The 21,535-nt window shown below is 58.0% G+C and carries 22 protein-coding genes; 13 read left to right on the top strand and 9 right to left on the bottom strand.

The window, feature by feature from the left end:
- The first annotated feature begins 2 nt into the window (after window positions 1-2).
- Both VSQ83_RS19050 and VSQ83_RS19045 read left to right on the top strand, forming a co-directional pair.
- Window positions 3-1,100 (top strand): amino acid ABC transporter permease, encoded by a 1,098-nt coding sequence (locus VSQ83_RS19050; RefSeq protein ID WP_133076293.1) that lies wholly within the window; start codon window positions 3-5, stop codon window positions 1,098-1,100.
- Between the two features lie 9 nt (window positions 1,101-1,109).
- Window positions 1,110-1,874, top strand: coding sequence for an amino acid ABC transporter ATP-binding protein (locus VSQ83_RS19045; protein ID WP_133076292.1), 765 nt, complete (start codon window positions 1,110-1,112; stop codon window positions 1,872-1,874).
- Between the two features lie 40 nt (window positions 1,875-1,914).
- Here the strand turns inward: VSQ83_RS19045 and VSQ83_RS19040 are convergent, their stop codons facing one another.
- A complete protein-coding gene (locus tag VSQ83_RS19040) occupies window positions 1,915-2,385 on the bottom strand; it encodes a type II toxin-antitoxin system MqsA family antitoxin (RefSeq protein WP_133076291.1) in 471 nt (156 codons plus the stop codon).
- A complete protein-coding gene (locus VSQ83_RS19035) occupies window positions 2,382-2,693 on the bottom strand; it encodes a type II toxin-antitoxin system MqsR family toxin (RefSeq protein WP_133076290.1) in 312 nt (103 codons plus the stop codon). Before VSQ83_RS19035 ends, VSQ83_RS19040 begins: the two co-directional genes overlap by 4 nt.
- 164 nt (window positions 2,694-2,857) lie before the next feature.
- On the opposite strand from VSQ83_RS19035, the gene VSQ83_RS19030 reads away from it, so the two are divergent.
- From VSQ83_RS19030 to VSQ83_RS19015, 4 genes are all read left to right on the top strand, one after another.
- Window positions 2,858-3,517, top strand: a complete 660-nt coding sequence (locus VSQ83_RS19030; protein ID WP_133076289.1) for a FadR/GntR family transcriptional regulator — start codon at window positions 2,858-2,860, stop codon at window positions 3,515-3,517.
- Window positions 3,507-4,826 (top strand): MFS transporter, encoded by a 1,320-nt coding sequence (locus VSQ83_RS19025; RefSeq protein ID WP_133076288.1) that lies wholly within the window; start codon window positions 3,507-3,509, stop codon window positions 4,824-4,826. Before VSQ83_RS19030 ends, VSQ83_RS19025 begins: the two co-directional genes overlap by 11 nt.
- 66 nt (window positions 4,827-4,892) lie before the next feature.
- Window positions 4,893-5,363 carry a nuclear transport factor 2 family protein gene (locus VSQ83_RS19020; RefSeq protein ID WP_133076287.1) on the top strand — a complete coding sequence of 157 codons (471 nt, stop codon included), beginning with the start codon at window positions 4,893-4,895 and terminating at the stop codon, window positions 5,361-5,363.
- Window positions 5,360-5,662, top strand: a complete 303-nt coding sequence (locus VSQ83_RS19015) for a GIY-YIG nuclease family protein (protein ID WP_133076286.1) — start codon at window positions 5,360-5,362, stop codon at window positions 5,660-5,662. The genes VSQ83_RS19020 and VSQ83_RS19015 overlap by 4 nt, the downstream gene beginning before the upstream one ends.
- Here VSQ83_RS19015 and VSQ83_RS19010 read toward each other — a convergent pair.
- Together VSQ83_RS19010 and yejK are read right to left on the bottom strand one after the other, a co-directional pair.
- On the bottom strand, window positions 5,628-5,978 hold the full coding sequence (locus VSQ83_RS19010; protein ID WP_133076285.1) for a glutaredoxin family protein: 351 nt from the start codon (window positions 5,976-5,978) through the stop codon (window positions 5,628-5,630). The two genes, VSQ83_RS19015 and VSQ83_RS19010, sit on opposite strands and share 35 nt — an antisense overlap.
- Window positions 5,978-6,982, bottom strand: coding sequence for a nucleoid-associated protein YejK (gene yejK / locus VSQ83_RS19005; protein WP_133076284.1), 1,005 nt, complete (start codon window positions 6,980-6,982; stop codon window positions 5,978-5,980). The genes VSQ83_RS19010 and yejK overlap by 1 nt, the downstream gene beginning before the upstream one ends.
- A gap of 386 nt (window positions 6,983-7,368) precedes the next feature.
- Here yejK and VSQ83_RS19000 point away from each other — a divergent pair, with 386 nt between their 5' ends.
- Window positions 7,369-7,650 carry an HU family DNA-binding protein gene (locus VSQ83_RS19000; RefSeq protein ID WP_003440137.1) on the top strand — a complete coding sequence of 94 codons (282 nt, stop codon included), beginning with the start codon at window positions 7,369-7,371 and terminating at the stop codon, window positions 7,648-7,650.
- A gap of 174 nt (window positions 7,651-7,824) precedes the next feature.
- Here the strand turns inward: VSQ83_RS19000 and rlmF are convergent, their stop codons facing one another.
- From rlmF to VSQ83_RS18975, 5 genes are all read right to left on the bottom strand, one after another.
- Window positions 7,825-8,841 (bottom strand): 23S rRNA (adenine(1618)-N(6))-methyltransferase RlmF, encoded by a 1,017-nt coding sequence (gene rlmF, locus VSQ83_RS18995; protein WP_133076283.1) that lies wholly within the window; start codon window positions 8,839-8,841, stop codon window positions 7,825-7,827.
- 98 nt (window positions 8,842-8,939) lie between these two features.
- Window positions 8,940-11,786, bottom strand: a complete 2,847-nt coding sequence (locus VSQ83_RS18990; protein WP_133076282.1) for a valine--tRNA ligase — start codon at window positions 11,784-11,786, stop codon at window positions 8,940-8,942.
- Between the two features lie 172 nt (window positions 11,787-11,958).
- On the bottom strand, window positions 11,959-12,342 hold the full coding sequence (locus VSQ83_RS18985; protein ID WP_133076281.1) for a DNA polymerase III subunit chi: 384 nt from the start codon (window positions 12,340-12,342) through the stop codon (window positions 11,959-11,961).
- A gap of 7 nt (window positions 12,343-12,349) precedes the next feature.
- Window positions 12,350-12,778 carry a DNA polymerase III subunit chi gene (locus VSQ83_RS18980; RefSeq protein ID WP_219261725.1) on the bottom strand — a complete coding sequence of 143 codons (429 nt, stop codon included), beginning with the start codon at window positions 12,776-12,778 and terminating at the stop codon, window positions 12,350-12,352.
- 83 nt (window positions 12,779-12,861) lie between these two features.
- Window positions 12,862-14,352, bottom strand: a complete 1,491-nt coding sequence (locus VSQ83_RS18975; RefSeq protein ID WP_219261659.1) for a leucyl aminopeptidase — start codon at window positions 14,350-14,352, stop codon at window positions 12,862-12,864.
- Window positions 14,353-14,661: 309 nt separating this feature from the next.
- On the opposite strand from VSQ83_RS18975, the gene lptF reads away from it, so the two are divergent.
- The 6 genes from lptF (at window position 14,662) to era (ending at window position 21,458) form a co-directional block, all read left to right on the top strand.
- Window positions 14,662-15,780 (top strand): LPS export ABC transporter permease LptF, encoded by a 1,119-nt coding sequence (lptF, locus tag VSQ83_RS18970; protein ID WP_133076463.1) that lies wholly within the window; start codon window positions 14,662-14,664, stop codon window positions 15,778-15,780.
- Complete coding sequence (gene lptG / locus VSQ83_RS18965; protein WP_133076279.1) at window positions 15,773-16,834, top strand: LPS export ABC transporter permease LptG; 1,062 nt, start codon at window positions 15,773-15,775, stop codon at window positions 16,832-16,834. Before lptF ends, lptG begins: the two co-directional genes overlap by 8 nt.
- 161 nt (window positions 16,835-16,995) lie before the next feature.
- Window positions 16,996-18,795 carry a translation elongation factor 4 gene (lepA, locus tag VSQ83_RS18960; protein WP_133076278.1) on the top strand — a complete coding sequence of 600 codons (1,800 nt, stop codon included), beginning with the start codon at window positions 16,996-16,998 and terminating at the stop codon, window positions 18,793-18,795.
- 5 nt (window positions 18,796-18,800) lie between these two features.
- Window positions 18,801-19,655: a signal peptidase I gene (lepB, locus tag VSQ83_RS18955; protein ID WP_019822043.1), complete on the top strand. Its 855-nt coding sequence runs from the start codon at window positions 18,801-18,803 to the stop codon at window positions 19,653-19,655.
- A 218-nt stretch (window positions 19,656-19,873) separates the two neighbouring features.
- Entirely contained in the window at window positions 19,874-20,563 is a 690-nt protein-coding gene (gene rnc, locus VSQ83_RS18950; protein ID WP_003440162.1) for a ribonuclease III, read from the top strand.
- The gene (gene era / locus VSQ83_RS18945) at window positions 20,556-21,458 is read left to right on the top strand and encodes a GTPase Era (protein ID WP_019822047.1); all 903 of its coding nucleotides are present in this window, start codon (window positions 20,556-20,558) and stop codon (window positions 21,456-21,458) included. Before rnc ends, era begins: the two co-directional genes overlap by 8 nt.
- Window positions 21,459-21,535: the final 77 nt, after the last annotated feature.

Raw genomic sequence — 21,535 nt, 5'->3', positions numbered from 1 at the left:
CTATGACAACTCATGTTTTTAAACCCGACATGCCGCCGCCGGGCAACCGCATCGGTATCGTTGCCTGGGCGCGGGCCAATCTGTTTTCCAATTGGCTCAACACCTTGCTCACCCTGTTTGCCTTTTACCTGATCTGGCTGATCGTGCCGCCGCTGCTGAGCTGGACGATCCTTGACGCCAACTGGGTCGGCAGCACCCAGGCGGACTGCACCAAGGAAGGCGCCTGCTGGGTGTTTATCCAGCAGCGTTTTGGCCAGTTCATGTATGGCTACTATCCGACCGGACTGCGCTGGCGTGTAGACCTGACCGTGTGGCTTGCCGTGGTGGGCGCCGCGCCGTTGTTTATCTCGCGCTTCAAGCACAAGGCCATCTGGGGACTGGGCTTTTTGGTGGTCTACCCGATTCTGGCATTCACCTTGTTGCATGGCGGCTACTGGGGCCTGAGCAACGTGGCCACGAGCCAGTGGGGCGGCCTGATGCTGACGCTGGTCATTGCCACCGTGGGCATTGCCGGTGCCTTGCCATTGGGGATTTTGCTGGCGTTGGGCCGACGTTCGGACATGCCCGCCATTCGTGTGGTGTGCGTGACCTTCATCGAGTTCTGGCGCGGCGTTCCTCTGATTACCGTGCTGTTCATGTCCTCGGTGATGTTGCCGTTGTTTCTGCCTGAGGGCATGAACTTCGACAAGCTGCTGCGTGCCTTGATCGGCGTGATCCTGTTTCAGTCGGCGTATGTGGCTGAAGTGGTACGCGGAGGCCTGCAAGCCATTCCCAAAGGGCAATACGAAGCGGCTGCGGCGATGGGCCTGGGTTACTGGCGCAGCATGGGCCTGGTGATTTTGCCGCAAGCCCTCAAGCTGGTGATCCCCGGCATCGTCAACACCTTTATTGCCCTGTTCAAGGACACCAGCCTGGTGATCATCATCGGTCTGTTCGATCTGCTCAACAGCGTCAAGCAAGCCGCCGCCGACCCGAAATGGCTGGGCATGGCTACTGAAGGCTATGTGTTTGCAGCGTTGGTGTTCTGGATTTTCTGTTTTGGTATGTCCCGCTACTCCATGCATCTGGAGCACAAGCTGGACACTGGCCACAAGCGTTAGGAGTGCGACATGAGTGAAGCAATCAAAAAGCCTGCAAGCGCCGAAGGCATTATTCAGATGCAGGGCGTCAACAAGTGGTACGGCCAGTTCCATGTGCTCAAGGACATCAACCTGAACGTCCAGCCAGGCGAGCGCATTGTGTTGTGCGGGCCTTCGGGCTCCGGCAAGTCGACGACCATTCGCTGCCTCAATCGCCTCGAAGAGCACCAGCAGGGGCGTATCGTGGTTGACGGGGTAGAGTTGACCAACGACATCAAGCAGATCGAGACGGTACGGCGCGAAGTGGGCATGGTGTTTCAGCACTTCAACCTGTTTCCGCACCTGACCATTTTGCAGAACTGCACGCTGGCGCCGATGTGGGTGCGCAAGATGCCCCGGCGCCAGGCTGAAGAAATCGCCATGCATTATCTGGAGCGGGTTCGAATTCCGGAGCAGGCGCACAAGTTTCCGGGGCAGTTGTCGGGCGGCCAGCAACAGCGTGTGGCGATTGCCCGGGCGTTGTGCATGAAACCAAAAATCATGCTGTTCGATGAGCCGACTTCAGCGCTCGATCCGGAGATGGTGAAAGAGGTGTTGGACACCATGATCGGCTTGGCCGAAGACGGCATGACCATGCTCTGCGTGACCCACGAAATGGGCTTTGCCCGCACAGTGGCCAACCGGGTGATCTTTATGGACAAGGGCGAAATCGTGGAAGAGGCTGCCCCGAATGACTTCTTCGACAACCCGCAGAATGACCGGACCAAATTGTTCCTGAATCAGATTTTGCATTGATTCAACCGCTGTAGCCGCAGCCCAAGGCTGCGGCTACAGGCTATTCGTGTCGCTGCTGTTGTTTTTGCACCAGCAGCGCATTGATATCGGTGCACTCATTGATGGCCTGTAATTCCCGAACCAGTTCGGGATGGCGATCCAGCAAGCGCATCAGCACAAACAAGGGTTTCGGTGGTTCGACCTCGGCACGTTCATAACGGCTGAACGCATTGTGGCCACCCCCCGACAGCAGTTGCACAGCACTTTTTTGAGTGAAATGTAGTTTGCGCCGAATGCGCTTCATCTCATCAGCTATCACCTGCTTGGCATCTTCAATCAGTTCATCTCCTGCCCGGGCATAACGCTCTGCACTGGGAGCATCGAACTCGACCTCTGCGCACTCCGTGCATTCATGGCCGCTCAGGCTGTGCACCATCCGGTTCATTTGCTTGAAATTCACATTGAAGCTACGCCCTTTGAAGGCGTGCATCGCGTTGGGGGCCCCGCAGGCGTAACAGTCATGTTTGCTCATAGGTCTTTTTCCTTGAAAGCGATGACTGGCGGCCCTCCACTCGGGCGAGAAGTCACCTTGATATAAATAGCCAAACCGTAGGCCTGTGCGTGATAGACGTCTTGCCAGACCTTGTGGTCTGAGTGGGTCGACATCGATTTGTACAGCGCCCGGCGTTCTAAAGAAGCAATGACCCGCTGCATTTGCGCCAGGGTCAGGCCCATGGTTCGTCCGCCATCCAGGGCGCTTTTGGTAAACGCTACAGCGCCAAGCCGTTGTACGTCGGCTTGAATGCACTGGAGGTTGTAGTGAGGTGTTTTCTTTTCCATAAGAGGCAGCCTCGATTTTTTTAAAATACCCTTTAAGGGTTGTTAATTCAATGCTCAATCAGCATTTTTTTGGGGCACTTAATCTGTAGTTGATTGCCGATGTGAAGACGTCTGGCTAACATGTAGGAAAATTCATCCTATGATTGGATGAAAAGGTAAATTCGATGACAGATGCTTCTCCACTGATAAAACGTTCCCTGGTTGACCAGGCGCTTGAGCAACTGCGTGCGCGAATAAACAACGGCACCTGGGCGGTGGGGCAGCGTTTGCCGACCGAGCCGGAGCTTGCGGCGCAACTGAACATCAGCCGTAACACCGTGCGTGAAGCCATGCGCGTGCTGGCATTCGCCGGGCTGATCGAAATCCGTCAGGGCGATGGCAGTTATCTGCGAGGGCGAGTCGACCCGATGGACACGTTGCGTGCCTTGTCATCCTGCTCAATGGAGCAGGGTCGGGAGATGCGGCACATCCTTGAGGTTGAAGCCGTTGGCCTGGCGGCCTTGCGTCGTACGGACGAGGACTTGCGGCTGCTGCATCAGGCGCTCGATGCAAGTGGCGAGCACTATCACGGTGAGCTCGATACCTATATTTGTTGCGACCTGGTGTTTCACCAGCGGCTGATAGATGCCGCACACAACCCGGCCTTGAGCGAGCTGTATCGCTACACCTCCAGCGTTGTGACCAACCATTTGCGCAAGACGATGGATGTTCATCCCAGGCGTCAATTGGTGTTCGACCTGCACGTCGAGCTACTCGAAGCCGTAGAACAACAAAACCCGCAACGGGCCATGGCGTTATGCCGGACGTTGATCAATGAACCCTGAGCCGGAGCACGCCATGACTCAACCTTTGTCAGTCGCCAATGCCAGCGCCGAGCCCGCTCGTCATCTGGATGAGCTGGAAGCGTTGCTGATCGATGCTGAGATAGACGACGAACAGGTGCAGCAAACGCCCCCGGTCGTGCTGAGGCCGTGGTTGCTGCTATTGGGCCTGGTACTGGTGGCGCTGAACCTGCGTCCGGCATTGTCGAGCATGGCGCCGCTGCTGGGAGAAGTGTCGGACAGCCTGGGGCTGTCGGCAGCGCAGGCCGGTTTATTGACCACTTTGCCGGTGCTTTGCCTGGGACTGTTCGCGCCTTTGGCACCGATTCTGGCCCGGCGTTTTGGTACTGAGTGGGTGGTACTGGGGATTCTGGTGGCACTGGGCGGCGGCATCGTTCTGCGCAGTTGCCTGGGAGAGGCAGGGCTGTTTGCCGGGAGCATTCTGGCGGGCGCCAGCATTGGCATCATCGGCGTGCTGTTGCCGGGCATTATCAAGCGTGATTTCGCAGGGCATGCCGGGACCATGACCGGTGTCTACACCATGGCCTTGTGCCTGGGCGCGGCACTGGCGGCGGGCGCGACGGTACCACTGAGCGAGTCGTTGGGTCAGAGCTGGGCACTGGGACTCGGCTTCTGGGCCTTGCCGGCTCTGGTTGCGGCCATTTTCTGGCTGCCCCAAGTGGGCAAGCGTCAGGGCTCACACAATGTTGCTTATCGGGTGAGTGGCCTGCTGCGTGATCCGCTGGCCTGGCAAGTGACGCTTTACATGGGCTTGCAGTCCTCGTTGTCCTATATCGTTTTTGGCTGGTTGCCCTCCATTCTGATCGGGCGCGGTTTGACCCCGACCCAGGCCGGGCTGGTGATGTCGGGCTCGGTCATCGTGCAATTGCTGACTGCACTGACAGCGCCCTGGCTGGCCACGCGGGGCAAAGATCAGCGGCTGGCCATTGTGCTGGTCATGAGCATGACCCTGGCCGGGCTGTTCGGCTGCCTGTATGCCTCCATCGAGGGCTTGTGGGGCTGGGCGATTGTGCTGGGCCTGGGGCAGGGCGGTACGTTCAGCCTGGCGCTGACGCTTATCGTATTGCGTTCGCGGGACGCTCATGTTGCGGCCAACCTGTCTGGCATGGCCCAGGGTATTGGTTACACCGTGGCCTCCATGGGGCCGCTGGCGGTCGGGATCGTGCATGAAGTCACGGGCGGCTGGAGTGCTGTGGGCTGGATTTTTGCCGTGGTGGGCCTGGGGGCTATCGTCGCCGGGCTCGGCGCGGGACGTTCCCTGTATGTGAATGTGCAGAGCGAGAAAATCTGAGGGCCATAGTGTTTCTGTTCATGGCAGATTATCGTGCACAGATTACTGACCCGCACGGACCCTGCCATGAGCCAAGACCATCAAGCATTGATCACTCGTTTCTACCAGGCCTTCCAGCAGCTCGATGCACAAGCGATGGCGGCCTGCTACACCGATGACGTCTTGTTCAGCGATCCGGTTTTTGGTGAATTGCGTGGCCAGGATGCCGCAGACATGTGGCGCATGCTGACCTCGCGGGCCAAGGATTTCAGCCTGACTTTCGATCAGGTCCAGGCTCAGGGGCAGCGCGGCAGCGCACACTGGGTGGCAACCTACGTGTTTGGCCAGACCGGGGCCACGGTGGTCAATGATATTCAGGCGCAGTTTGTGTTTCGCGACGGCAAGATTTGCGAGCACCACGATCACTTTGACCTGTGGCGCTGGTCGCGTCAGGCATTGGGCACCAAGGGCTTGTTGCTGGGGTGGACGCCGCTGGTGAAGAACGCCATCAGGGCTCAGGCGCAAAAAGGACTCAAGGCCTTTCAGGGCAGCCGTTGAAAGTGAGCGAAAAACCGTGGTTCGTTTATCTGGTGCGGGCCGCCAATGGCGCTCTGTACTGCGGGATCAGCGATGACCCGGTGCGCCGTTTTGCCAAACATCAAAGCGGTAAGGGCGCACGCTTTTTTGCTTCAAGCCCGGCAGTGGCCTTGGTGTATGTCGAATCCTGGCCTGACAGGGGCGAAGCCTTGCGCCAGGAACGACTGATCAAAAAACTCAGGAAGAGCGCCAAGGAATGCCTGGTGCAAAGTCAGGCGCAAGGGGTTATTTCAATGCCGCCAGTATCGCATCCGGCTTGAAGTCCCTTATCAGCGTGCCGTTCACGTCCAGTATCGGAATTCCGCGTCCGCCCAACGCTTCGTAAGCCTGGCGGGCGACCGCGTCTTTCTCGATATCAAACTCCTTGAACGGGATGCCTTTCTCATCCAGAAACCGGCGCGTCGCCTTGCAGTAGCCACACCATTGCGTGGAGTACAGCACCACACGGGCGCTGGCCCGGGTTTGCTCGGAGACGACACCCGAGGGATTGAGTACACGCTCGATCTTGCCCCAGTTCTGGAAGATGACCACCACCACCAGAACAAACAGGACTTTCTTCAAAATACCGTTGAGCATTATTTGCTGCGCTTGAGCTGGTCTAGCAGTTGGGTCGGCAAGCCCTTGATCACCAGCGTGCCGGCTTCTTCGTCGAACTCTACCTTGGAGCCCAGCAGGTGGGCTTCAAAGCTGATAGACAGGCCCTCAGCGCGCCCGGTGAAGCGGCGGAACTGGTTCAGGGTGCGTTTGTCTGCCGGGATCTCGGGAGAAAGGCCGTAGTCCTTGTTGCGGATATGGTCGTAGAAGGCTTTCGGACGCTCTTCGTCGATCAGCTCGGACAATTCGGCCAGACCCATCGGTTCGCCGATTTTGGCCTGGCTGCTGGCGTAGTCGACCAGGGTCTTGGTTTTTTCGCGGGCGGACTCTTCGGGCAGGTCTTCGCTTTCAACGAAGTCGCTGAAGGCCTTGAGCAGGGTCCGGGTTTCGCCTGGTCCGTCGACGCCTTCCTGGCAGCCGATAAAGTCGCGGAAGTACTCCGAAACTTTCTTGCCGTTTTTGCCTTTGATAAACGAAATGTACTGCTTGGACTGCTTGTTGTTTTGCCACTCGGAAATGTTGATCCGTGCCGCCAGGTGCAGTTGGCCAAGGTCCAGGTGACGCGATGGGGTCACGTCCAGATCCGAGGTCACCGCCACGCCATCGCTGTGATGCAGCAGGGCGATCGCCAGGTAGTCGGTCATGCCTTGCTGGTAATGGGCAAACAGTACGTGACCACCGACGGAAAGGTTGGACTCTTCCATCAGCTTCTGCAGATGCTCGACGGCCACGCGGCTGAATGCGGTGAAGTCTTTGCCGCCGTCCAGGTACTCCTTGAGCCAGCCGCTGAACGGATGCGCGCCGGATTCAGCATGGAAGAGGCCCCATGCTTTGCCTTGCTTGGCGTTGTAGCTTTCGTTGAGGTCCGCGAGCATGTTCTCGATGGCTTGAGACGCGGCCAGTTCAGAGTCGCGGGCATGGAGAACAGCGGGCGTACCGTCGGGTTTTTTGTCAATCAAATGGACGATGCAATGACGGATCGGCATGGGCTTCTCGGCGAGTAATGAGAGGACAGGGGGCGCACCCCGCAAAGGCGCCAAGTGTACCGCACCTGAGCGCTGGGTCGGTGTTTGGGGGGCTTGAGACCACCCGGGACGGCTTTTTTACGGTTTTAAGGCGATAAAGCTGACCAAAAGCCCAGGTAGAGGCGGATATTTAACCGTCTCTGTGCTAGTTTTGCCCGGTCTTGCGCTCGGAAACGGCGTAAAGCGTGCATTCAGCATGTGTCAGGTCGAACCAAACCCCGTTTTAGCTATCTACATCCGCGATTCGTCGTGAAAGCTGGCGGGTGTGCCAGACCCTTGAGATCTGGCTCGATGGCTGACATTGCACTCTGCAAACCAAATGAATTTGATAGGGAAGGAACATCTCAATGGCTATTACTAAAGACCAACTGATCGCTGATATCGCTGAAGCCATCGACGCGCCGAAAACTACCGCGCGTAACGCTCTGGACCAACTGGCTCAGATCGTTGCTGATCAATTGGAAAATGGCGGCGAAATCACTCTGCCAGGTATTGGCAAACTGAAAGTGACCGAGCGTCCTGCCCGTACTGGCCGTAACCCTTCGACTGGCGCTGCCATCGAAATCGCTGCCAAAAAAGTTATCAAGCTCGTTGTGGCCAAAGGCCTGACTGACGCTGTTAACAAGTAAGCATTAAAAAAGCCGCGCTTCGGATCACTCCGAAGCGCGGCTTTTTTATGCCCGCAATTTGTGTAGTCGCTGTCGAGGCACGAGGCTGCGATGGGCTGCGAAGCGGCCCCGCTTTCTCAGGGCCCCTCAGCTCTTATCGCAGCCTTCGGCAGCGACTACAGGATTGCGCGGGGCTTACTTCCAGTTCTTCTCGCGCCACATCTGCTGCTGGTCCTTGTCATGGAAGGTCCAGGCCACAAAGCGGCTTTGCTTGTTGCCCTGGGACATTTCCACCACCTGGCTTTCCCGTGCACCGGCTTTTTTCAGCGCGGTCTGGATGGCTGGCAAGTTGGAAGCCTTGGACACCAGCACGCTGAACCACAGGATTTGACGCGCAACGTGGACGCTTTCGCGGATCAGTTGCGTGACAAAGCGCTGTTCGCCGCCTTCGCACCACAATTCGGCCGCCTGGCCACCAAAGTTCAGAACCGGCAGCTTGCGCTTTGGATCTGCCTTGCCCAGTGCGCGCCATTTACGCTCACTGCCGCGTGTGGCTTCGTCCAGCGAGGCGTGGAACGGCGGGTTGCACATGGTCAGGTCGAAACGTTCGCTGCTTTCCAGCACGTCCAGCAGGATTTTCTGCGGATTAGGCTGAAGGCGCAGGCTGATGGCTTTGTTCAGACCGTTGGACTGCACAATCGCCTTGGCCGCTTTAACGGCAGTCGGGTCGACTTCCGTACCCAGGAACTGCCAGCGATAGTCGCTGTGGCCGATCAGCGGGTAGACGCAGTTGGCACCCATGCCGATATCCAGCACGCGAACGTTTTGCCCGCGAGGGATCTCGCCGTCGTTCATGGTGGCCAGCAGGTCGGCCAGGAAGTGCACGTAGTCAGCGCGACCCGGTACGGGCGGGCACAGGTAGTCGGCCGGGATATCCCAGTGAGCAATGCCGTAGAACGCCTTGAGCAGGGCACGGTTGAATACGCGCACGGCACTCGGGTTGGCGAAGTCGATGCTTTCCTTGCCGTACGGGTTGATGATCACGAATTCGGCCAGTTCCGGGCACACCGAAATCAGCTGTGGGAAGTCGTAGCGGCCCTGGTGGCGGTTGCGCGGGTGCAGGCTGGGCTTGACGCGCGGCTCGACCGGTTTGGCATCGCTGGCAGCCTTGGGCTTGTGGCGTGTTGCTTTGGAAGTGCGTGGGGTAGTCATGTTCAATTCATTCCACAAAAGCAATCGCGGGCAAGCCCGTTCCTGCAGAGTTGAACCCTGCGGGAGCGGCCTTGCCCGCGATCAGGTGCGCAGCGTTATTACAGGCTGGAAATCCGCGCGTGCTGGTCTGCCAATTTGCTCAAGGCCTGTTCGGCTTCGGCCAATTTGGCACGTTCTTTTTCGATGACTTCGGCCGGGGCCTTGTCAACGAACGCGGCATTCGACAATTTGCCGCCCACTCGCGCAACTTCGCCGTGCAAGCGCTGGATTTCCTTGTCCAGGCGCGCCAACTCTGCATCTTTGTCGATCAGGCCGGCCATCGGCACCAGCACTTCCATCTCGCCTACCAGAGCGGTAGCGGACAAAGGTGCTTCGGCGCCGTCTTGCAGCACGGTGATCGATTCGAGTTTAGCCAGCTTTTTGAGCAAGGCATCGTTCTCGGTCAGACGGCGCTGGTCTTCGCTGCTGACGTTTTTCAGGTAGAGCTGCAATGGCTTGCCCGGGCCGATGTTCATTTCGCCACGGATGTTACGCGTGCCGAGCATCAAGCCCTTGAGCCATTCGATATCGTCTTCGGCCGCCTGGTCGATGCGTGCTTCGTTGGCCACTGGCCACGGTTGCAGCATGATGGTCTTGCCTTCAACGCCGGCCAGCGGCGCGATGCGCTGCCAGATCTCTTCGGTGATGAACGGCATGAACGGATGCGCCAGACGCAAGGCAACTTCCAGTACACGAACCAGCGTGCGACGGGTACCGCGCTGACGTTCTACCGGAGCGTTTTCGTCCCACAGCACAGGCTTGGACAGTTCCAGGTACCAGTCGCAGTACTGGTTCCAGATGAACTCGTACAGCGCTTGTGCGGCCAGGTCGAAACGGAACTGGTCGAGGTGACGGGTCACTTCGGCTTCGGTGCGCTGCAGTTGCGAGATGATCCAGCGGTCGGCCAGTGACAGCTCGTAGGCTTCGCCGTTCTGGCCGCAGTCCTCGCCCTTGTCCAGCACGTAACGTGCGGCGTTCCAGATCTTGTTGCAGAAGTTGCGATAGCCTTCAACGCGGCCCATGTCGAACTTGATGTCGCGACCGGTAGATGCCAGCGAGCAGAAGGTGAAGCGCAAGGCGTCGGTGCCATAGCTGGCGATGCCGTCTGCGAATTCGTCGCGGGTCTGTTTCTCGATTTTCTTCAGCAGTTTTGGCTGCATCAGGCCGGTGGTGCGTTTGGCCACCAGGTCTTCGAGTTCAATGCCGTCGATGATGTCCAGCGGGTCCAGGACGTTGCCCTTGGACTTGGACATCTTCTGGCCCTGACCGTCACGTACCAGGCCGTGTACATACACGGTCTTGAACGGAACTTGCGGGGTGCCGTCTTCGTTTTTCACCAGATGCATGGTGAGCATGATCATCCGGGCAACCCAGAAGAAAATGATGTCGAAGCCCGTCACCAGCACGTCAGTGGAGTGGAAGGTTTTCAGCGCGTCGGTTTTTTCCGGCCAGCCCAGGGTGGAGAACGTCCACAGGCCCGAACTGAACCAGGTGTCGAGTACGTCGTTGTCCTGTTGCAGCGCAACGTCCGGGCCCAGGTTGTTTTTGGCGCGGACTTCAGCTTCGTCGCGGCCTACATAGACCTTGCCCGACTCGTCGTACCAGGCCGGGATGCGATGGCCCCACCACAGCTGGCGGCTGATGCACCAGTCCTGGATGTCGCGCATCCACGAAAAGTACATGTTTTCGTACTGTTTAGGCACAAACGCGATGCGCCCGTCTTCCACGGCTGCAATGGCTGGTTCTGCCAGAGGCTTGGTCGACACGTACCACTGGTCCGTCAGCCACGGCTCGATGATGGTGCCGGAGCGGTCGCCTTTCGGTACTTTCAGGGCGTGATCGTCAACGCTGACCAGCAGGCCTGCTTCGTCAAAGTCAGCAACGATTTGCTTGCGCGCTTCGAAGCGGTCCAGGCCGGCGTATTTGGCCGGCAGGGTGCCGTCGACGGTTTCGTTGAGCTTGCCGTCGAGGTTGAACACCTGGGCAGCAGCCAGCACTTTGGCGTTTTTGTCGAAGATGTTCAGCAGCGGCAGGTTGTGGCGCTTGCCGACTTCGTAGTCGTTGAAATCGTGGGCCGGGGTGATCTTCACGCAACCGGTGCCGAATTCAGGGTCGCAGTAGTCGTCCGCGATGATCGGGATACGGCGGCCAACCAGTGGCAGCTCGACGAACTTGCCGATCAGGGCCTTGTAGCGTTCGTCTTCCGGGTTAACGGCAACAGCGGCGTCGCCCAGCATGGTTTCCGGACGGGTGGTAGCAACCACCAGGTAGTCCAGGCCTTCTGCGGTCGTTGCGCCGTCAGCCAGCGGGTAGCGCAGGTTCCACAGGAAGCCTTTCTCGTCGTGGTTTTCCACTTCAAGGTCGGAAATGGCGGTGTGCAGCTTGGTGTCCCAGTTGACCAGGCGCTTGCCGCGATAGATCAGGCCGTCTTCGTGCAGGCGTACGAAGGCTTCTTTCACGGCTTCGGACAGGCCGTCATCCATGGTGAAGCGTTCGCGGCTCCAGTCTACGGACGAGCCAAGGCGACGGATCTGACGGCTGATATTGCCGCCGGACTGGTCTTTCCATTCCCAGATTTTATCGAGGAATTTTTCACGACCCAGGTCGTGGCGGTTCAGACCTTGTGCTTCGATCTGACGCTCAACCAGCATCTGGGTGGCGATACCCGCATGGTCGGTGCCCGGCTGCCACAGGGTGTTGCGACCCTGCATGCGGCGGAAACGGATCAGGGCGTCCATGATCGCGTTGTTGAAACCGTGACCCATGTGCAAGCTGCCGGTGACGTTCGGCGGCGGGATCATGATGGTGTACGGGTCGCCCGCGCCTTGCGGGGCAAAATAATTCTCTTCTTCCCAGGTTTTGTACCAGGAAGTTTCAATGGCGTGCGGCTGGTAGGTCTTATCCATGCGCGGCGGGACCCTATTGGCATTAATTCAGGAAAGCCGACAAGTATAGCGGGGTGGGACTGCGCGGGGAACCTATTGCTGTTGTGGGAGCGGGCTGGCTCGCGATACGGGCGACGGGGTGCATCTGGTTCATCAAGGCGCTGCAATCGCGAGCAAGCCCGCGCCCACAGGGTCAGCTTTGATGTTGTGCGAGCAAGCGCTCCATATGCGCATCGAGGCGGCGTTTGATCTCGGTTTCGATGTGCGGGGCGAAGTCGTTGATCACGTCCTGCATGATGGCCTGGGCTGCCGTGCGCAGCTCTTTGTCCAGATGCACCAGCAGTGCGTCCGGGGCTTTTTCTGCCACGGGTGCCGGGGTAATGCCGACCAGCGGTATTTGCTCGGGCTCGGGTTCTTCGCTGATGACTTCAGACAACAATGGAATCTGCGCGTCTTCACCGCCCACCATCTCGGTCAGCAGCGGCGGTTGCAGGCCCTCATCGCCGAGCAGCTTGCGAATGGACTCAAGATCATCGAGCAGGTGTGCAGCTTTTTGCGGCGAATTGGAGGTGTCCATCGTGTGCTCAGAGTCGTTGTAGCTTGTGGTCTTGCAGAGGATAGCCCTGTTCACGGTAGAAGCGGAAACTCTCCCGTGCGGCCAGTCGGACGGCGGGGTCTTCGACCACCACTTCAGCCACGCGGGCGAAGCGTTTGAAGAATTCGGGGACTTTGAGGTCCAGGTTGATCAGTAAGTCCTGATGGCTTGGCGGTGCTTCTGTGCAGCCCATGACAACGACGCCGTCGGGTTCGTCTTCGGTGTTGCTGTGGGGCACGAAGCTTTCGCCCTTGAAGCGCCACAGGCGTTCATCCAGATCCTGACGTTGAGCGCTGTCGGTGCAGTGTAAATACACCCTGTGGCCCAGACGCCAGGCCTTTTCGGTGAGTTTGCAGGCGAAATCCAGCCGCGCGGAAGGTTCGGCGCTAGGCAGGATATAAAAGTCGACCTTGGTCAACTCGGTGTTGGGTTCCGGGGTCATTGCGATTCCTGAATCGGGACCGCGCCGCCGTCAGGCGGCGCAGCCTTCGATTGTCAGCTTCAAGCGTTGGCGCGATCGAGCAGGTATTGAGTCAGCAGGGGGACAGGGCGGCCACTGGCACCCTTGTCCTTGCCGCCGCTGACCCATGCCGTGCCGGCGATATCCAGGTGAGCCCAGTTATAGGCCTTGGCGAAGCGCGACAGGAAGCAGCCTGCGGTAATGGCGCCACCTTTGGGACCGCCGATGTTGGCCATGTCAGCGAACGGGCTGTCCAGCTGTTCCTGGTACTCGTCGAACAACGGCAGTTGCCATGCACGGTCGTCTGCCAGTTTGCCGGCTTCCAGCAGTTGGCCGATCAACTCGTCGTTGTTGCCCATCAGGCCGGAGGTGTGAGCGCCCAGTGCAACCATGCAGGCGCCGGTCAGGGTGGCGATGTCGATCACGGCCTGAGGCTTGAAGCGCTCGGCGTAGGTCAGTGCATCGCACAGCACCAGGCGGCCTTCGGCGTCGGTGTTGAGGATTTCGACCGTCTGGCCGCTCATGGTGGTCACGATGTCGCCCGGGCGTGCAGCACCGCCGCTCGGCATGTTCTCGGCGCACGCCAGGATGCATACCAGGTTGATCGGCAGTTTCAGTTCCAGTACGGCGCGCAGTGTGCCGAACACGCTGGCAGCACCGCCCATGTCGTACTTCATTTCATCCATGCCGGCGCCCGGCTTGAGGCTGATGCCGCCGGTGTCGAACGTAATGCCCTTGCCGACCAGTACGTACGGTTTTTCGGATTTCTTGCCGCCGGCGTAGTTCATTACGATCAGGCGAGGTGGCTGGTCACTGCCCTGGCCTACGGCATAGAACGCGCCCATGCCCAGATCCTTGATTTTCTTCTCATCAAGAATCTCGACTTTCAGGCCTTTGAATTCCTTGCCCAGATCCTTGGCCTGTTCGGCCAGGAAAATCGGATGGCAGATATTGGGTGGCAGATTGCCCAGATCGCGGGTGAATGACATGCCCGAAGCGATCGCCTGGGCGTGGGTCACGGCGCGCTGAACTTCAGCCTGTGCTGCTTTAATGGTCAGCAGGGTGATTTTCTTCAGGGCACGAGGTTCGGCTTTCTGGCTTTTGAAACGGTCGAAGGTGTATCCGCCGTCGATCAGGGTTTCTGCCAGCAGGCGGTTTTTGCTGTAGCTGTCACGACCCTTGACCACCAGTTCGTCGAGAGCAAACACCGCATCGCTGCCGCCCAGGCCTTTTAATACGCCCAGTGCGCCGCTGATGATTTTACGGAACGGGCGGTCGCCCAGCTCGTCATCCTTGCCGGTGCCCAGCAGCAGCACGCGCTCGGCCTTGAGGTTGGGCAGGCTGTGCAGCAGCAGGCTTTGACCGGTTTTACCCGCCAGATCCCCGCGCTTGAGTACTGCGCTGATGGCGCCGCCGGTGAGTTCGTCGATGATGGTGGCGGTAGGGCCCAGCTTGCGGCCTTCGCCGATGGCGACCACCAGAGTGGCGGTTTTCAACGTTTCTGGGCTAACGCTTTTTACAACCAGTTCCATGTCGGGGTCCCTGAATCAAATGGTCAACATGCGCACAAACAGTACTGTTTGCTTGCTTGATAGATGAAGCGCTTCACCTGTGATTAAGGCTGGCGTCAAGGCGGGCAGTTTGAACCCCGCCGCAGGAGCCTGACAACCCCGGTATTTGGCCAGCGGGGTACTTTCAAGACTGCGCAGTGACAGGGGCGGTCATTCACAGGATAATGCGCCATCTTTTTAGACGGCCCGTCTCATCTATGATGAGGTATGGGCCGACTCGTTATGCTGTTTGTTTGGCCGCCTTAGCCTGACGACCCTGGAGTGTCTGGTTTGATCGTCTTCCGTTATCTATCCCGCGAAGTCCTGCTTACATTGAGCGCTGTCAGCGCTGTGCTGCTGGTCATCATCATGAGCGGTCGTTTCATCAAGTATCTCGCTCAGGCCGCCTCGGGTGCCCTGGATCCGGGGTCATTGTTCCTGATCATGGGGTTCCGCCTGCCAGGCTTCATGCAGCTGATCCTGCCGCTGGGGCTGTTTCTGGGCATTCTGCTGTCCTACGGTCGCTTGTACCTTGAAAGCGAAATGACCGTTCTGTCGGCCACCGGCATGAGTCGTCAGCGCTTGCTGGCCATCACTATGGCTCCTGCTGCGCTGATTGCCCTGATCGTGGCCTGGCTCAGCCTGAGCCTGGCACCCCAGGGCGCCAATGAATTTCAGCTGTTGCTCAATAAGCAAGATGCCCTGACCGAGTTCGACACCCTGGAGGCTGGTCGTTTTCAGTCCTTGAGTGACGGCACGCGGGTGACTTACACCGAAGAACTGAGCAATAACCGTAGCCTTTTGTCCGGCGTCTTCATTACTCAGAAGAAGCTCGGAGAGGATGCTGCGGACCGCAGTATTTCTGTGCTGCTGGCGCAAAAGGGTCGCCAGGAGATTCGTCCTGACGGCAGTCGCTGGTTGATTCTGGACGATGGCTATCGCTATGACGGCAATCCGGGGCAGGCCGATTACCGTGCCATCAAGTACGACACCTACGGTGTATTGCTGCCAAAACCGGAAGTCAGCAATGATGTGACCGATCGTGACGCCATCCCGACTCCGGACCTTATCGGCAATCCGGCACCCCGTGCGGTCGCCGAGTTGCAATGGCGTATAGCTTTCCCGCTGCTGGTATTTATCGTGACCCTGATCGCGGTGCCGTTGTCGCGGGTCAATCCTCGCCAGGGGCGCTTCCTCAAGCTGTTGCCGGCCATTCTGCTTTATATGGGCTACCTCAGCATGCTGACCTGGGGGCGAGGCCTGCTTGAAGGCGGCAAAATCCCGTTGGCGCTGGGCTTGTGGTGGGTGCATGGCCTGTTCCTGGTCATTGGTCTGGGGCTGATGTATTGGGAGCCGCTGCGCTTGAAACTGGCAAGTCGCCGTAGTGCCGAGGAGATGGCCCGTGGTTAAGCTCGACCGCTACATTGGTAGCAGTGTGTTATTTGCGATTTTGGCCGTGCTGGGGATTATTCTGGGTCTGGCGCTGCTGTTTGCGTTGATCGATGAGATGCGCAGTATCAGCAGCAGCTACACCATCCTGGATGTGTTCAGTTTTGTCATGCTGACCGCGCCGCGCCGCTTGTATGAAATGCTGCCGATGGCAGCGTTGATTGGCTGTCTGATTGGCCTGGGTGGCCTTGCCAGCAACAGTGAACTGACCATCATGCGTGCTGCGGGCGTGTCCCTGGGGCGCATTGTCTGGGCCGTCATGAAGCCGATGCTGGTGCTGATGCTGGCGGGCGTGCTGATTGGCGAGTACGTGGTTCCGGCCACCGAGAACATCGCTCAGGCCAATCGCGCGCTGGCGCAGGGTGGCGGTGATTCCCAAAGCTCCAAGCACGGTCTGTGGCATCGTCAGGGTGACGAGTTCATCCACATCAACGCTGTTCAGCCCAATGGCCTGCTTTACGGCGTGACCCGGTATCGTTTTGACAAAGATCACCAGATGCAGTCGGCCAGCTTCGCCAAAAAGGCGCAGTTCGACCAGGGTAACTGGCAGTTGAGCGACGTGAGCACCACGCTTTTTCACGGTAACAGCACTGAAGTTGTAAAGACCCCTGAAGAGCGCTGGGATGTGTCATTGAGCCCGCAATTGCTCAATACCGTGGTCATGGCTCCCGAGTCGCTGTCGATCGCGGGTTTGTGGAGCTACATCCATTACCTCAAGGATCAGGGGCTGAATAATGGCCGTTACTGGCTGGCCTTTTGGGTCAAGGTGTTGCAGCCGTTGGTAACGGCTGCGCTGGTGTTGATGGCCATATCCTTCATCTTCGGCCCGTTGCGCTCTGTTACTCTGGGCCAGCGGGTATTTACCGGGGTGCTGGTCGGTTTCGTCTTCAAGATCGCGCAAGACCTGTTGGGGCCATTGAGCCTGGTGTTCGGCTTCTCGCCGCTGTTCGCGGTGCTGGTGCCGGCTGCCATCTGTGCTCTGGCCGGTTTCTGGCTGTTACGCCGGGCGGGTTGATGAGCGGTCATTGAGTCAATCAAGAGCCTCTATCTCGCGATAGGGGCTTTTTTGTAGGTGTCCATTGGCCTGTGAACGTGACGCTTGGCGAGAGGATCAGGTACAATTCCCGGCTATTTTTCGGCGGGCAGTCTGCCTGCGACTTTTTTGAGTGTTGACCCGTGAGTGATTTGAGTCATATCCGCAATTTCTCCATCATCGCCCACATTGACCATGGCAAGTCGACGCTGGCCGATCGCTTCATCCAGATGTGCGGTGGCCTGAGTGCCCGCGAAATGGAAGCCCAGGTACTGGACTCCATGGACCTCGAGCGTGAGCGCGGGATCACTATCAAGGCCCACAGCGTCACCTTGTATTACACGGCCAAAGACGGCATTACCTATCAATTGAACTTCATTGATACGCCGGGACACGTTGACTTCACCTACGAAGTCAGCCGTTCCCTGGCAGCCTGTGAAGGTGCCTTGCTGGTAGTCGATGCGGGGCAGGGCGTAGAAGCCCAGTCCGTTGCCAACTGCTACACCGCCATCGAGCAGGGCCTTGAGGTCATGCCGGTGCTGAACAAGATCGACCTGCCGCAGGCTGATCCTGATCGCGTGAAGGAAGAAATCGAAAAAATCATTGGCATTGATGCCACTGATGCCGTGACCTGCAGCGCCAAAACCGGCCTGGGCGTCGACGAAGTGCTTGAGCGCCTGGTGCACACCATTCCTGCGCCAACCGGTAACTACGAAGATCCGCTGCAAGCGTTGATCATCGACTCCTGGTTCGACAACTACCTGGGCGTTGTGTCCCTGGTTCGCGTGCGCCACGGCCGCGTGAAAAAGGGCGACAAGATCCTGGTCAAGTCCACCGGCAAGATGCACCTGGTAGACAGCGTGGGTGTGTTCAACCCCAAGCACACGGCTACCACTGACCTGAAGGCCGGTGAAGTAGGCTTCATCATTGCCGGCATCAAGGACATTCATGGTGCGCCAGTGGGCGATACCCTGACCTTGAGCACGACGCCTGACGTCGACGTACTGCCAGGTTTCAAGCGTATTCAGCCTCAGGTTTACGCGGGTCTGTTCCCGGTAAGCTCTGACGACTTCGAAGACTTCCGCGAAGCCCTGCAAAAGCTCACGCTGAACGATTCGTCGCTGCAGTACACCCCGGAAAGCTCCGATGCACTGGGCTTCGGCTTCCGTTGCGGCTTCCTGGGCATGTTGCACATGGAGATCATCCAGGAGCGCCTTGAGCGCGAGTACGACCTGGACCTGATCACCACGGCCCCAACCGTAATTTTCGAACTGCTGCTCAAGACGGGCGAAACGATTTACGTCGACAACCCGTCCAAGCTACCAGACGTCTCTTCGATTGAAGACATTCGCGAGCCAATCGTGCGCGCCAATATCCTTGTGCCTCAAGAGCACCTGGGTAACGTCATTACCCTGTGCATTGAAAAGCGCGGCGTTCAGCACGACATGTTGTTCCTGGGTTCTCAGGTGCAAGTGACCTACGATTTGCCGATGAACGAAGTGGTTCTGGACTTCTTCGACCGTCTCAAATCCACCAGTCGCGGCTATGCTTCGCTTGATTACCATTTCAACCGTTATCAGTCGGCCAATCTGGTCAAGCTCGATGTACTGATCAACGGCGAGAAAGTTGATGCTCTGGCACTGATTGTTCACCGCGACAACGCTCACTACAAAGGGCGTGCGTTGACCGAGAAGATGAAAGAGCTGATTCCGCGTCAGATGTTCGATGTGGCAATTCAGGCTGCCATTGGCGGCCAAATCATTGCGCGCTCGTCTGTTAAAGCGCTCCGAAAAAACGTACTGGCCAAATGCTACGGTGGTGATGTTAGCCGTAAGCGCAAGCTGTTGGAAAAGCAGAAAGCCGGTAAAAAACGCATGAAGCAAGTGGGTAACGTGGAAATTCCACAAGAAGCCTTCCTTGCAGTGCTCAGGTTGGATAGCTAGGTCCTATGTCACTAAATTTCCCGCTGTTGCTGGTCATTGCTGTTGCCGTGTGCGGTTTGCTGGCGCTGCTCGATTTGGTCTTCCTGGCTCCTCGCCGGCGCAAGGCCATTGCCAACTATCAAGCCAGTGTTACTCCGGTTGATATGCAGGTAGTCGAAAAGCTCAACAAGGAACCGCTGCTGGTTGAATACGGCAAGTCGTTCTTCCCGGTGTTGTTCATCGTACTGGTGCTGCGTTCGTTTCTGGTTGAGCCGTTCCAGATCCCGTCCGGTTCGATGAAGCCGACCCTGGATGTGGGCGACTTCATTTTGGTGAATAAATTTTCGTACGGGATCCGCTTGCCGGTACTGGACACGAAAATCATCGAAGTGGGTGATCCGAAGCGGGGCGATGTGATGGTGTTTCGTTACCCAAGCGATCCGACAGTCAACTACATCAAGCGTGTAGTGGGTCTGCCGGGCGACAAGATTCGCTACACCAGCGACAAGCATCTCTATGTCAACGACAAGCCGGTAGCCGAGCAATTGGTGGGTGTCGAAGCTGGCACCCTGGGCAGTGCCGAGTTGTACAAAGAGAAGCTGGGCGAAGTCGAGCACATGATCCGCAAGGAAATGAGCCGCTATCGTGCGCCGCCTGACAAGGAGTGGACGGTTCCGGCCGGGCATTACTTCATGATGGGCGACAATCGCGACAATTCGAACGACAGCCGTTACTGGGATGATCCGAACATTCCCAAAGACGAACTGGGCATGGTCCCCGACAAGAACATTGTCGGCAAGGCCTTCGCTGTTTGGATGAGCTGGCCGGAGCCCAAGGCGAGCAACCTGCCGAACTTCTCGCGGGTTGGTCTGATCAAGTAGCCAAAAACGGCGCTGTTAATAACAGCGCCGAATGCTTTTCAGGTGTACGAATAAGTCGTATGCCTGAGTATTCAGGATGTGGATTTGAACAAAGCGTTAAGTGTGACGGCGGCGAACAGCCTGTTCCCTGTCCATTTGCTATGCGATAAACGAACATCACTGATCCCTAATATCGGTCCGGTGGTGACATTCGGCCACGAACTCAGCGTGGGTAAATCGTGAGTTTTTCTTTAGAACGTTTAGAGCGTCAGCTCGGCTACACCTTCAAAGACCAGGAACTGATGATTCTGGCCCTGACACACCGCAGTTTCGCGGGGCGCAATAACGAGCGCCTTGAGTTCCTGGGTGATGCCATTCTCAATTTTGTTGCCGGTGAAGCACTGTTTGACCGCTTCCCGTTGGCCCGAGAAGGCCAGTTGTCGCGTCTGCGCGCACGCCTGGTAAAAGGCGAAACCCTGGCCGTACTGGCCCGTGGTTTTGAGTTGGGCGAGTACCTGCGCCTGGGCTCGGGTGAGCTCAAAAGCGGTGGTTTTCGCCGCGAATCGATCCTGGCTGATGCCCTTGAAGCGCTGATTGGCGCCATTTACCTGGATGCGGGCATGGACGCCGCCCGTGACCGTGTACTGGCCTGGCTTGCCAGCGAGTTCGAGACGTTGACCCTGGTCGACACCAATAAAGATCCAAAGACCCGTCTGCAAGAGTTCTTGCAGTCGCGTGCCTGCGATCTGCCGCGTTACGAAGTGGTAGATATCCAGGGCGAACCGCATTGCCGCACGTTCTTCGTTGAGTGCGAAATTGCCCTATTGAATGAAAAAAGCCGAGGTCAGGGTGTGAGTCGTCGTATTGCCGAACAGGTAGCGGCCGCCGCAGCACTGATAGCCCTTGGCGTGGAGAATGGCCATGACTGATACAACTGCAACTCGCTGTGGCTACGTTGCCATTGTTGGTCGACCAAACGTGGGTAAATCCACACTGCTGAACCACATTCTGGGTCAAAAGCTGGCGATCACTTCGCGCAAACCCCAGACCACCCGTCACAACATGCTGGGCATCAAGACCGAAGGCAACGTGCAAGCGGTCTACGTTGATACCCCGGGCATGCACAAGGGCGGCGAAAAGGCCCTTAACCGCTACATGAACAAAACCGCTTCGGCGGCGTTGAAAGACGTCGACGTAGTGATCTTCGTTGTCGACCGCACCAAGTGGACCGACGAAGATCAGATGGTGCTGGAGCGTGTGCAGTATGTGACCGGACCGCTGATCGTAGCGCTGAACAAGACCGACCGCATCGAAGATAAGGCCGAGTTGATGCCGCACCTGAGCTGGCTTCAGGAGCAACTGCCGAACGCCCAGATCATTCCGATCTCCGCTCAGCATGGTCACAACCTTGAAGCCCTGGAGCGCGTGATCGCCGATCACCTGCCGGAAAACGATCACTTCTTCCCGGAAGACCAGATCACTGACCGCAGCAGCCGCTTCCTGGCTGCCGAGCTGGTGCGTGAAAAAATCATGCGCCAGATGGGCGCCGAGCTGCCGTACCAGATCACTGTCGAAATCGAAGAGTTCAAGCAGCAGGGCAAAACCCTGCATATCCATGCCTTGATTCTGGTTGAACGTGACGGTCAGAAGAAAATCATCATTGGCGACAAGGGCGAGCGTATCAAGCGCATCGGCACCGAAGCGCGCAAGGACATGGAGCTGCTGTTCGACTCCAAGGTCATGCTGAACCTGTGGGTTAAAGTCAAAGGCGGCTGGTCCGACGACGAACGCGCCCTGCGTTCTCTGGGCTACGGCGACCTGTAAGCACGGCACTACCCCCTGTGGGAGCACCGCCGCTCCCACTTTGGTTTTGTGCTGTTCTTCCTGGCAGTGTTTGCCTT

This window comes from Pseudomonas sp. DSV-1 (genome assembly GCF_035830915.1).
GTDB lineage: Bacteria > Pseudomonadota > Gammaproteobacteria > Pseudomonadales > Pseudomonadaceae > Aquipseudomonas.
The sequence above is the reverse complement of the archived record's forward strand: the minus strand, read 5'-3'. Positions and strand labels throughout refer to the sequence as shown.

Coding starts and splice junctions, on each gene's coding strand:
- VSQ83_RS19000 (WP_003440137.1), top strand. CDS start 7,369: ATGGCTATTACTAAAGACCAACTGATCGCTGATATCGCTGAAGCCATC.
- VSQ83_RS19010 (WP_133076285.1), bottom strand. CDS start 5,978: ATGCTCAACGGTATTTTGAAGAAAGTCCTGTTTGTTCTGGTGGTGGTG.
- VSQ83_RS19045 (WP_133076292.1), top strand. CDS start 1,110: ATGAGTGAAGCAATCAAAAAGCCTGCAAGCGCCGAAGGCATTATTCAG.
- lepB (WP_019822043.1), top strand. CDS start 18,801: ATGTCACTAAATTTCCCGCTGTTGCTGGTCATTGCTGTTGCCGTGTGC.
- yejK (WP_133076284.1), bottom strand. CDS start 6,982: ATGCCGATCCGTCATTGCATCGTCCATTTGATTGACAAAAAACCCGAC.
- VSQ83_RS18990 (WP_133076282.1), bottom strand. CDS start 11,786: ATGGATAAGACCTACCAGCCGCACGCCATTGAAACTTCCTGGTACAAA.
- VSQ83_RS18975 (WP_219261659.1), bottom strand. CDS start 14,352: ATGGAACTGGTTGTAAAAAGCGTTAGCCCAGAAACGTTGAAAACCGCC.
- VSQ83_RS19040 (WP_133076291.1), bottom strand. CDS start 2,385: ATGAGCAAACATGACTGTTACGCCTGCGGGGCCCCCAACGCGATGCAC.
- VSQ83_RS19035 (WP_133076290.1), bottom strand. CDS start 2,693: ATGGAAAAGAAAACACCTCACTACAACCTCCAGTGCATTCAAGCCGAC.
- rlmF (WP_133076283.1), bottom strand. CDS start 8,841: ATGACTACCCCACGCACTTCCAAAGCAACACGCCACAAGCCCAAGGCT.
- VSQ83_RS19030 (WP_133076289.1), top strand. CDS start 2,858: ATGACAGATGCTTCTCCACTGATAAAACGTTCCCTGGTTGACCAGGCG.
- VSQ83_RS19025 (WP_133076288.1), top strand. CDS start 3,507: ATGAACCCTGAGCCGGAGCACGCCATGACTCAACCTTTGTCAGTCGCC.
- VSQ83_RS19050 (WP_133076293.1), top strand. CDS start 3: ATGACAACTCATGTTTTTAAACCCGACATGCCGCCGCCGGGCAACCGC.
- VSQ83_RS18985 (WP_133076281.1), bottom strand. CDS start 12,342: ATGGACACCTCCAATTCGCCGCAAAAAGCTGCACACCTGCTCGATGAT.
- era (WP_019822047.1), top strand. CDS start 20,556: ATGACTGATACAACTGCAACTCGCTGTGGCTACGTTGCCATTGTTGGT.
- VSQ83_RS19020 (WP_133076287.1), top strand. CDS start 4,893: ATGAGCCAAGACCATCAAGCATTGATCACTCGTTTCTACCAGGCCTTC.